Here is an 11,585-nt window from a genome sequence, read left to right as displayed (position 1 = left end):
AGGATCTCTTTGAGGTAATTTTATTATAAATATTTTCAAGTTTTTATAGTTACAAAATAAATGTGCCAATGCGTAATCTAACGAGTCCACAAATAGTCATAATTATCTGCTCGTATTTAGAGGAATTTAATCTAAATCTTTCTTGAGCTACTCTAAATATCTTCACTAAACGAATTAAATGTTCTACAAATATGCGCTCTGATGCCAGTTCTTTATTTTGAATTTTTTGTTCAGAACTTAATTCTTTTTTTCTAGGCTTTTTTTCAGGTGTTTTAATTGATTTCTCTCCTTGGTAAGCTTTGTCACCGGAAAATTTTTGTTTCTCTTCAAACCCATTTTTATTTTCCCGAAATAAATTTATGTCACTTTTTCGTCCTGGCTCACCAGCTACTACATCAACAATATCTCTACCATTAGGCAGAACAATTAATTGACTTTTTCTAGTGTGCATTTTCTTCTTACCTGAGTAATATTTTTCCTGCTGTTGATACTCTGAAGGTCTTTCTATGGGCTGTTCATAGCTATCTACGATTAGTTCAAAGTCTGTTAAAACTTCTTTAACAATTTCATAGTCACTGGAGTTTTTTTTACCTGTTCTACTAAACTTGGTGGTAATAATTCTCCCAATAATGGCAACCAATAGTTAAACGTATCATTTGCAGTTGTTTCACTCACGCCAAATTGAATACCCAATAGTTGAAATGTGGTTAAATGTCGTAAATATGTTAGGGTGAGAATTATTTGCTCCGATGGTGATAATTTTGGTCTGCGACCACCTCCACCCAGAATAATTCTCACTTTTCTATCTTCAAGCAATTCTCGTTTATGATTGTGCAGTTTAATGGCTTTGTCTAAAAGTTCCTGCAACTGTTCATATTTCAGCCCTACTAAACGCTGTGCTTCCTGGGGATTATTTTGGATATAATCGAATATACTGCTCATAATGCTTTACTAAAAATAGCATTTTATACTCTTATACCATAATTTTATTCTTTTTCGGAGATGTCTAAAGAGCAAGATTTGTTGTCTCGATTGCGCGATGAAAATGATAGAATATCAAAACTCTCCTCCGCACTGAACCAAACGCAACAAGATCTAGCCGCAACATGGAAAGATCTGGCTGGTCGAGAAACGTTGTTGACGGCGACGGCAGATGATTACGCCGGTTGGGAGCAGCGTTTGGTCGAGGTGACAGCCTTGATCTCTGCGATTCAAACAGAAATCAATACCCTCAACACGGAACTTCTCGCCGCCATCAAAGGTATTCAGGCAACCCCGCAGACGATGTCTGCCATTGTCACTGATGCCCGAGGATTGGCGACCCATGGGGCAATACTGGGATTTGTACAATCAGCCGGTCGGCTCCATGCCCTGGAAACCTGTGAAGGCAATGTGCAACTGAGCTACTTCGATACCCAGGGGCGGATGCGGCAAACCAACTACGATGCCACCGCTGATAGTCGAAATGCGGCCTTTGAACAGTGGATTCCGGATGCCCCGCAGGCCTGTCTCAACTTCAACCTCAGCAATAGTGTTGTGACGTTGAGCACCACACTATCCCTGCCTACAGAGTGGAGTATTGAAACCTGGTTTGTCTATCCCTTACCCAACACAGAAGAATGGAACACCCTGGTTGGGGGAGACGGTGGCAGCCATGTTGTGGCCAGGCAGGGCAACCGATTAGGTATTTATCTGCCCGATGCTATCCAGGATCAGCACTTTGTTGATAGCGGCTGCAATCTAGATCGGTTAACTCCCGGTTGGCATCATCTGACGGCGGTGGGTAAAGCTGATACCACCCTGTTCTATATCGACGGCCAAAAGGTAGGCGACACCAAAGCCAAAGCTCTGGCCGATGCCGAAAACAAACTCCGGAAAACGCCTGATGATGAGGCTGCCAAGCAGGCTGTTGATGCCATCAAGAAGGCGACGGTTAAAGTAAGTCGCAGTGTGCGCGTTATTGGCAATGCCCAAGCAGGGGATCAACCCTTTGGCCAATTGTCCGAAGTCCGTATCTGGGGAATCGGTCTCAGTGCAGATGAAATTGCCGTCAACAGCAAAACCTTACTCAGTGGCAATGAACCAGGGTTATTGGCCTATTACCCCATGGGCGAAGCAGATGGAGAGAACGTACGCGACCATTCTGGCAACGGCAACAATGGCACCGTATCCGGTGCTAGTTGGTGGGCTTCCGCCGCACCCATCGGTAGCCTAGCCAAGCGCGTAATGCAGTTCGATGGGTTCAACGACTATGTGGAAGTGCCCTACGAGCCAGCCCTCAACCCTAGCCAATTTACGGTCTCCTTGTGGGCAAAAATCACCGGCGAAGAAGGTGCAGGACGCTCTCTACTCACCTCCTCTGATGCAGATGAAAAAGGCGGCTATTCTATCCAGGCCAATTCAAGAAACAAGTGGGAATTGACTGTCGGCGATGGCAACTGGTCAACCATTATCGGCCCCGATGTCGTTTCCAACATCTGGACACATATCGCCGGTACCTATGACGGCAACATGCTCAGGCTCTATGTAGATGGTGTTCTATGCGGGACATTGGAGACGGCTTATACCCCCAATGGCAGTTGCCCGCTACGTATTGCTGCTGCTGGATCAGGGGGGAGTCCAGCGAGCTTCTTCCCCGGTCAAATGGCCGAGTTTCGCATCTGGGACGTCGCCCGCACCCAGGCCGATATTCAGGCAGATATGCACAACCGCGTGAGTGAGCAATCGCCTCACTTGGTTGCTTACTATCCTCTGGATGAAATCAAGCCAGGAAGCACAGCCCGTATGGTTCCAGACCTAGTCGGCAACCATCACGGTACGGCAATGGAAGCACTGACGGCGCACAGTCCCGTCCTCTCCGATGATCAAGAATCTCCTCTGAGTTCGATCCATAATGTCTGTCTCGACTTCAATGGGACGAAGGATTATGTAGAAGTTCCTTACACCGTGATGCAATTTGATGGGGTAGATGACTATCTGGAACTAGCACGGCCACTGCCCATTTTCTCAAGTTCGTTCACCGTTTCTATGTGGGTAAAAATTCCGACTCATAAGCGGGGAATCTTGCTAGGAGACTATGGTCTGGAAAACACACTCAATATCAACTTTGAGATCGCTGCGGATGGAAGATTGAGATTTTTCTGGTATGGCACGCCAGACCTTTATAGCGTTCTAAAGCTAGAGATCAATGAATGGCACTTTATTAGCTTCGTCAGAGATCGCGAAAACCAGAAAATTTACACTTATGTGGATGGTGTTCTAGACCTGGAACACTCCGGAGCGATTGATGACAAAACTGCTTCCGTTGCTCACCGCATTGGGCGCGATGTACGGGGCAGTGACCACGGCACTGTGTTTGAGGGGCGTATGGCTGATCTTCGGATCTGGAATGTCGCCCGTACCCAGAATGACATTCGGGCAGACATGTACACGCGCCTGAGCGGAAAAGAACCAAACCTGGTCGCGTATTTCCCGCTCGATCAAATCCACCTGGAAGGTACAACACCGATTGTGAAAGATTTGGCTGGCAACTATCACGGCACCCCAAGGAGTGGGGTACAGCCAGCCGCAGACAATGTTCTGCCTGCAATCCGGGAAAATGTTCAGGCAATTATGAACAACCAACCTCCTAGCAACCGCAATCGCGGCATCGTTAGCCAGGTGTTGACCGTCGAAGACAATACCCTGCCCATTGGTGGCGATGCCCTGGTCTCTGCGGAGTACAGCACCGTCACCCTGGATCCAACCGCCAAGCGCAAGGTCGCGATCATGCGGCGCTTCCTGGGTTCACCCACCACCAATGGGGCCACGCTGCTGCCGGATAAGCGAATCGAAACCCTGGAACTGAAGTGGATTGGTAATGCCCAATTTGCCCCGACCCTGCTGGGGTACATCGAAGGGCCGCCGCCCGTACCCAGCGAGAACTTGACCATCGAAGGAGACTACAACGGTGCCACCTCGGTGGAGCTGACCATGTCGGAAGATGTGGAGTTTAGCTGGAACCGCGCCCAAGATAGCGGTTTGGGTGCAGCTGCGGAAATTTTTGCCGGGGCCGAGACAGAGGCTGAAGCCGGTCTCGGATTCACAACCAGAGTTGCCGTGATGCGAGCAGGTTTTAAGGGTAATTTTGACTTTAGCTACCAGTTTTTGAATAAGAGTAACATTACCTCCAGTTCTTCCCTGAGCATGACTGATAAACTGGAACTGCGAGGCACGCCGGAAGAAAGCCCGAAATTCCCCCATTTAGGTACACGGTTTATTCCCAAAAATATTGGCTATGCCTTGGTTGTTTCGGCAATATCCGATGTGTTTGTAACTCGACTGGCTCGTAGTGGTAGAATGGTGGGCTACCAAGTACAGCCGGTTGATGGTATTCCCCCAGATGTGAATACTATCACCTTCTTGATGAATCCTGCCTACACCATGAATGGTAGTTTAGATGGGCTGACCGGTAGCACTGCCACTAGCGATCGCTTCTTTAAGCATATCCCCGAAATGCGATCGCAGTATGGCTCACTTTATCCCGCCAGTTACTACCGTCTGCAAGAAGCTTATGACCTGAAACGCGCGATTGAAGCTGAGGATAAACGACGGGAATCTTACTTCTCTAACTTTGATGTGCGTACAGTCGATGAAACCTCTTTAAACCGCAATATTGACAGTGGCGATGCACCCACCACCATTGGTTTACAACGGGAAGAAGACAAGCCTAGTACTCAGATGACCGAGGAAGAAAAGAAAAAGGCTGAAGAGGAAAAGCTGCAAAATCTCCAGGCTAATGCCAATGCCAATGTTGAGACACAAAGCAAGGCTACCCAAGCTAAACAAGCGGAGATTCAAAGTAAAATCGGCGACCAAGAGAAACGAGTACAAGCTACTAACAGTTTTGCTGGTTGGCAGAAACGCATGGAAAGCCTGCAAATTCGCGCAGCTAAACGCAACATTGTCAATACCTATGTTTGGGATGCAGACGGTGGACTGCGAACTGAGCAACAAAGCTTTGCCAACACTGTAGAGCATACTATTGGCGGCTCCTTTACTATGAATGCTGCATTGGGAGCAGAAGCAAAATTTGGAGCTATAGCTACGGCTGAACTCACTGCTCAAGCTACGGTAAATCTCACCCAAACCATGAACAAAACTGAAGCCCGGAGCAAAGGTTTTGAGTTGAATGTAGATTTGGGAGGTTTGGAATATAAAGGCATCACCGACTACAAAGATCGCCCCATCCTACCTGGGGAAAAAGTTGACCGCTATCGGTTTATGAGTTTCTACTTGGAAAGTAGCACCGAAAATTTCCACGATTTCTTTAGCTATGTAGTTGACCCAGAATGGCTGCAAAGCAATGATGAAGAAGCGCGGGCGTTGCGTCAAGCCCAAGCCGGCAAACCAAATAAAACCTGGAGGGTGCTGCACCGTGTCACTTATGTAGAACGGCCAGCATTAATGGGTTTTGGTCGCGATATTCGCAAACTACAGGCTAAAGCGGAAATTTCGGAAAATCAACAACTTTTGGAGCAAATTGCCAAGTTGGAGGCGCATAATCGGGAATTGGAGCAGAAACTTGACCACATCCTGAACTACCTGCAACAGTCAAAATAATCGAGTATTCACAAGAGGGGATATAATTTCCCCTCCTCTGGCTTTTGTGCTGTCACCAGACTGGTAAAATCTACCTATAGTTTTGAGAATAAATTACCATGTCTACAACCAAGGGTGCTGATGCTATCGATGAAGCGATCGCTCAGGGAATCGATTTTGATGGTTCTCCCATTCCCCCTGAAAAGCTAGAATTGTATAGCAAAGTCATGGCTTTAGAGGGAAATAGACAGCGTAGTGGCGTATCTAATACTATGCGATCGCGCATTGTGCGAATTGGCGCAAAACATATTCCTCAAGCAGAACTCGATCAATTCCTTGTAGAAGCAGGTTTTGCACCCTTAAAAGAGAAAGAAGTTGCCTTTTTCTACAGTGGTAAGTAAGTGAAATCCTGAATTCTCTAAAACACTTACATATATAAAAAAAGACAGGCATTTCGCCTGTCCTCAAAAGTATTAATTTAGCCAAGAATTTAGAAATTAAGTTCAGCAGCTTGAACTTTTTCAACTTGCTTCTTCTTCAGCACGAGCATAACTTGAGCTAACATGACAAGAGCAATGAATGCAATCATGCCTTTAACTCTGGTTGCGTCTTGCAATACAATTTCTACATCTTTTTGACCAAATCCACCAACATTGGGGTTATTAGTCAAAGCATCACCAGCAGTTACAGATTGACCTTCAGAAACAATCAATTCTGGTCCTGCGGGAATTGTATCAATAGTAGTATCGCCAGATTCTGTTTGGATATTTACTAGATATTTAGCATTACCATACTCATCTTCCTCTTTAGCAATCTTGCTGATTGTGCCAGTAGCGGAAGCATTGTAAATGGTATTATTGCTCTTTTCGCCAGTAGGATAAACTTGTCCACGTCCCCGGTTTGCACCTAAGTGAACTGAATATTTACCGAAGTGAATATTCTTATCGGTGGCGGGGTTGGGAGAAAGAACTGGGAAGACAATTTCTTGATACTGTTCACCGGGTATTGGACCCACAAGAAGAACATTCTCGCTGTCTTCAGTGTAGGGTTGGAAGTAAACATCGCCTACTTCTTCTTTGAGTTCTTCAGAAATGCGGTCTTCAGGTGCAATTTTGAAGCCTTCGGGTAACATCAACACAGCGCCGACGTTCAAACCAACTTTAGAACCATCAGCACCAACTTGTTGGATGTTGGTATCGTAGGGAATTTTCACCACCGCTTTAAATACGGTATCAGGTAACACTGATTGGGGAACTTCTACTTCTGCTGGTTTAGCTGCTAAGTGACAGTTAGCGCAGACAATCCGCCCGGTGGGTTCGCGGGGGGTTTCAGGATAGGTTTGTTGCGCCCAGAAGGGATAAGCCGCAGCGCTTTGGGGCAGGGCTACATCGCTAGTGAAGTAAAATGTCAAGGTAGCGATCGCTATGAGCAATGTTTGCATAATTGCTCTAGCAGTGCGAGTTAAACTCGCTGTGGTACGGGCATTTCTCATCTCTATAAGGACAACGATTAGTTAGTCATTGGTCATTGGTCATTGGTCATTTGTCAAGAGTGATCGTCTCAAGTCTGGACTTTTCACTCAGGATTTTTTTGTACAGACGGGATTGATTGCGTCTCAGTCAGGAAGCACTTAATTAAGACCACCAAGGTTCTTCGTCGGTACGGAAGTCGGTTTCAGTCCAAGGAGTCAAGACGATTTTGTCGTTTTCGGTTTTGGTGTGTGCGAGAGCCAATGATAGAGGTGCTGGACCTCTGACCACCTTACCAGTTGCATCGTACTGGGAACCGTGACAAGGACATTTAAACTTGTTCTCTGCCACATTCCAGGGAACAACACAACCTAAGTGTGTGCAGATAGCATTAATACCGTAATCGCCAATGGCTTCTTTGCTTTCTACGACCATATAGGTGGGGTCGCCCTTGAGTCCTTGAACTAGGGCGCGATCGCCTACGTTGTGACTTGCTAGAAAGCCACTGACACTAACATCGTTACCCAGCTCGTCTTTCGCTGTTGTACCGCCACCAGCGCCGCCGCTAGCAGGTGGAATAAAGTAGTTGACTACGGGATACAATGCACCCAGAGCTACACCAGTCACTGTTCCAAAAGTCAGCAAATTCATGAACTGACGACGGCTCATATCTGGCACGTCCATTGATTCAGAAAATTGAGCCATATTCTACGCGCTCTTTGTGTATTTTGTTAAGCATTCTTACAAGAGTACCAGTAGTTGAGCAACTCCTGTTTGAGTGGAAATGCCAACGCCTACAACGATGCTAATTTTCTTTATTCCAAGATATATTGAGCATCTCTTCTGTTAGCATTACATTTCTTTATATGTCTATCATACTTGAGTTACGGAACGTAACATCATAACTAAATGTAAAATCTAATGGAGAAAAGCTATGACAGGACAGGAATTACGCAAATTATTGCTTGACAAATGGGGATATTCTTACGATGTCCAGTTTCGGCGCACCAAGGGGAAGATATTTCTGCAAGTCATGTGGAAGTATCTGGAGCAAGCTTCTTTTCCCTTGACTGAGGCTGAGTACCAAGAGCATCTTGATAGCATTGCTAATTATCTTCAGGCTTTGGGTGGCGTTGTGCAAGTCCAAACATTTATTGCTCAAACGCGCGATCGCCCCCGACTGGGTAAAGCTGTGAGTATTCCTCTGGATTTAGGTGAACGCGCCTCGGAATGGATTGTTTGAGATGCGATGCGATCGCGCTGAGTCTTGGCACACACTCTGGCGTTTGCTATCGCCCCAGTTTGAGCCACCCATTGATTAACCCAGGAAGAATACTTATAGAGTTTTGTGATCAGAAACACTCTGGGTCAACCAATATAATTGCTAGCGATCGCTTGGATCTGCTATCCATCAATTGACCTTTGTCTTCAAACCGAAATTTATACCCTTCAAACTAACGTTCCGGTTAGATTTTGATAAAGAATGGGTAAAAACTCTATGATCTTTGTATATTCATTTTCATGTAAAACATGATTTTACCGAAAATGTATGTATAATAAGTGATGAAAATTTCAAATAATTGATGTTTAAGTCAATTTAATTCAATCTTAAGTCAATCCTAACTACTCAGGAGTTTTATTGAAGATGAGTAATCATCTAAAATTAGCTAGTTCTCTTGATGATGTGCCATTGCCAGACAAATTACCTCCAATCGTTCTCATAGCTTTTACTCGTCCAGAACTGTTAAAAGAGGTTTTAACTGCAATTAGCCAACAATCCTTATTACCTCCAAAAATAATTGGGTTTATAGATGGTGCAAGAAAGTCAGATGATGAACCTTTGATTGCACAGTGCATTTCCTTATTGGAAGATTTTTCTGCATTAGTGCCAGTTCATATAGTCGCCAGAAAAAATAATTTAGGATGTGACCAAAATGTAATTCTGGGTTTAACAGAGGTTCTTTCTTCTCATAATTCTCTCGTTTATTTAGAAGATGATACTGTTCCTAATGAACATTTTTATGATCGGATGTGCCGATTATTAGAAACTTATCGCGAGTGTAAACAAGTCTGTTCAATTAGTGCCTATGCAAACCTACCAGCAGGATTTGATTCTCAAGTCGATACAGATTTTATCGTGTCTAATCGTGTTTTTTGCTTGGGATTTGCTACTTGGTTTGATCGTTGGCAAGAACTCGATCTAGTTAATCAATCAGCCCAACATAATCCTTTTGGCAGCTTTTATCAAATTCCAGCCACATCCCAAACTAAAATGACAATGGTCAATCAGTTTTGGCTAGAAAAAAATAAACAAACAGATTGGGTTATTACATTCACACTTGCTGCTCTTTATCATCACAAAGTACATATTATTTCCACCACTTCCTTCACCTATAATATTGGATTTGGTCATCCTCAATCGAAAACTTACAAAGGGAAAGAGCCAAGCTGGGTTAATGCTAAATATAAAGCGGATTTCCGTGCCAACAGTTTGCCATCCAGTCTAGAATTACCAGAACAGTTAAAACTTGCTCTGAGTGATACCGATCTAGTTCAGTACTTATTAACGCAGAAAGGATTATGGCTGAATCCATCAGCTTTTCTCTATTTATTGCCAAAATTTCAAAGCTTTCGTAGCAGGGTAATACTGTTCAAGTTGTTCATAACTCGTTTGCCTTTGATGTTGAAGCGTTGGCGTAGTGGTTTACCTACCTAAAGAATATGACGCGCTATATTGCCCAATGAACTTACTTCTATAAACTGCCTAAAAATTTTATCTATGATAGTGCTACGATGAAAAACACTTTGTTAAAAGCTTATGTGTTGGTAATCTAGCAATATGGTTTCTAGTTTTCTTGAAATCTTTGTTAATAGTGGTGACACTGAGAGTTTTAGATTTATACGCTGTGTACTTATCCGTTACATAAAACTTACTCAAACTTACCTATTTAGACTTTTCTATAATAGATAACTTGTACTAGATGGGGTTTGAAGTTTACTTTCTGCTTCATCCTGGTAATGTCGGCATTATCCAGTCCACAGACTAACACTGTCTAACTGACAGCTTTTGACAAATCAATTTTTGATAAATTGATAGCTGCGTTTAAATCTCTATCACACTCAAAACCGCAATTTTCACATTGAAAAACTCTTTCGTTAAGTGTGAGATTTTCTTTTTTAGTTCCGCAATTAGAACAAGTTTTAGAACTGGGATACCATCTATCAACCACGACAAGTTCAGAACTATACAATTCACACTTGTAGGTTAGTTGACGACGAAACTCATGAAATCCCATATCGGAGATTGCTTTTGCTAATTTCCTGTTTGCCAACATTCCAGATACGTTTAAATCTTCGATTACCACTTTGCCGTGGTTCTTGGCTAATAAAGTAGTAAGTTTGTGTAATGTATCTTTACGAATGTTGGCAATCTTCAGATGCAATTTAGCAATTTTTAGTTGTGCTTTTCTCCAATTGTTTGAATTGATAACTTTATTTCTGTTTAACCATTGCAACCTGCTTAATTTAGATTCATATTTTTTGTAAGACTTTGCACCTTCTATAATTTCACCTGTTGATAGAGTAGCTAAATTTTTTACACCTAAGTCTACTCCCACAACTTTGAGGTTTTTATTATCTTGTTTTTCTACATCAAATCTAAAACTAATAAACCATCTATTAGCCTTACGACTAATGGTTACTGATTTAATTTCTTTTTGAGGTAGTCTTTCATAACTTTGGAGAACTCCTATCTTCGGTACTTGTATTTTATTTGACTCTAAATTTTTGACACTACCCTCTAAGGTAAAGCTATCATGTTTACCCTTTCTCTTAAATTTAGGCACTCCTGATATTTTTTTAAAGCACCTATCCCATGCTGTTTTTAAAGCTCGTAGAGCTTCTTGTGGTGCTGATTTTGAACATTCGTAATACCAGGGATTTTCACTTTTTACTAATGCTACTAACCATTTATGTAAATCAATAGCAGTAGGAAATTTTATTTTGGAATTAGGATTTAACTTATTGTGCTCTAATATCTGTTTGGTAAGAGCTAATCCCCAATTCCAAGCATGACGAGCAACACCACAATGTTGAAGTAGTTGGGTACGCTGATGGTTATTGATTTTTAACTCAGTTTTAAAGCCGAACAGCAACTTCTTTCAACTCCTCTATAATTTTCTTGTTTTTGTGACTTCTAGATCCATACAGTCTGGCACTAAAAACTGTAATTATTTCTAAAACATCTTGAGCTAAGTCTTCTTCAAAAGTTGAGTCTTCAGTTCTATTGATAATTACTATTTCTGTTCCAAAATGTTCACACAAACTAAAAATTAATTCACTACCAAATCTCAATAGTCTATCTTTATGGGTTAAAACAAGACGTTCAAGTTTACTATCAACAATTAATCGGATTAATCTCTTTAATCCTTTTTTGCTGTAGTTTAAGCCTGAACCTAAGTCTTCTATAATTTCAAATTGCCAACCATTTTGAGCGCAAAATAATTCAACAACTTGCTTTTGTCTTTCTAGGTCTTC

The 11,585-nt window shown here is 42.9% G+C and carries 10 protein-coding genes; 4 read left to right on the top strand and 6 right to left on the bottom strand.

All coding sequences use genetic code 11. The features are described from left to right. Nucleotides 1-49: 49 nt before the first annotated feature. The gene (locus NSP_RS25755; protein ID WP_173403274.1) at nt 50-640 is read right to left on the bottom strand and encodes an HARBI1 family protein; all 591 of its coding nucleotides are present in this window, start codon (nt 638-640) and stop codon (nt 50-52) included. Then, nucleotides 547-942 carry a helix-turn-helix domain-containing protein gene (locus NSP_RS27125; RefSeq protein WP_006194781.1) on the bottom strand — a complete coding sequence of 132 codons (396 nt, stop codon included), beginning with the start codon at nt 940-942 and terminating at the stop codon, nt 547-549. The genes NSP_RS25755 and NSP_RS27125 overlap by 94 nt, the downstream gene beginning before the upstream one ends. Nucleotides 943-1,002: 60 nt before the next feature. Here NSP_RS27125 and NSP_RS22790 point away from each other — a divergent pair, with 60 nt between their 5' ends. Together NSP_RS22790 and NSP_RS22785 are read left to right on the top strand one after the other, a co-directional pair. Beyond that, entirely contained in the window at nt 1,003-5,601 is a 4,599-nt protein-coding gene (locus NSP_RS22790) for a LamG domain-containing protein (RefSeq protein ID WP_006197801.1), read from the top strand. A gap of 98 nt (nt 5,602-5,699) precedes the next feature. Continuing rightward, nucleotides 5,700-5,981 carry a small RNA NsiR4-regulated ssr1528 family protein gene (locus NSP_RS22785; protein WP_006197800.1) on the top strand — a complete coding sequence of 94 codons (282 nt, stop codon included), beginning with the start codon at nt 5,700-5,702 and terminating at the stop codon, nt 5,979-5,981. Nucleotides 5,982-6,070: 89 nt separating this feature from the next. On the opposite strand, the gene petA is transcribed toward NSP_RS22785, so the two are convergent. Both petA and petC read right to left on the bottom strand, forming a co-directional pair. Next, nucleotides 6,071-7,072 carry a cytochrome f gene (petA, locus tag NSP_RS22780; protein WP_006197799.1) on the bottom strand — a complete coding sequence of 334 codons (1,002 nt, stop codon included), beginning with the start codon at nt 7,070-7,072 and terminating at the stop codon, nt 6,071-6,073. A 142-nt stretch (nt 7,073-7,214) separates the two neighbouring features. Next, nucleotides 7,215-7,754: a cytochrome b6-f complex iron-sulfur subunit gene (gene petC / locus NSP_RS22775; RefSeq protein WP_006197798.1), complete on the bottom strand. Its 540-nt coding sequence runs from the start codon at nt 7,752-7,754 to the stop codon at nt 7,215-7,217. A gap of 229 nt (nt 7,755-7,983) precedes the next feature. Between petC and NSP_RS22770 the strand changes: the two genes are divergently transcribed. Next, nucleotides 7,984-8,292, top strand: coding sequence for a DUF3067 family protein (locus tag NSP_RS22770; RefSeq protein ID WP_006197797.1), 309 nt, complete (start codon nt 7,984-7,986; stop codon nt 8,290-8,292). 402 nt (nt 8,293-8,694) lie between these two features. Continuing rightward, entirely contained in the window at nt 8,695-9,765 is a 1,071-nt protein-coding gene (locus NSP_RS22765) for a hypothetical protein (protein ID WP_006197795.1), read from the top strand. A gap of 337 nt (nt 9,766-10,102) precedes the next feature. Here NSP_RS22765 and NSP_RS22760 read toward each other — a convergent pair whose 3' ends face one another. Together NSP_RS22760 and NSP_RS22755 are read right to left on the bottom strand one after the other, a co-directional pair. Next, nucleotides 10,103-11,203 (bottom strand): RNA-guided endonuclease InsQ/TnpB family protein, encoded by a 1,101-nt coding sequence (locus NSP_RS22760; RefSeq protein WP_017803983.1) that lies wholly within the window; start codon nt 11,201-11,203, stop codon nt 10,103-10,105. Further along, nucleotides 11,187-11,585 (bottom strand): IS607 family transposase (locus tag NSP_RS22755; RefSeq protein ID WP_017804451.1); only part of this gene is annotated, 399 nt, incomplete at its 5' end. The genes NSP_RS22755 and NSP_RS22760, both read right to left, overlap by 17 nt.

The organism is Nodularia spumigena CCY9414 (assembly GCF_000340565.2).
GTDB lineage: Bacteria > Cyanobacteriota > Cyanobacteriia > Cyanobacteriales > Nostocaceae > Nodularia > Nodularia spumigena.
The sequence above is the reverse complement of the archived record's forward strand: the minus strand, read 5'-3'. Positions and strand labels throughout refer to the sequence as shown.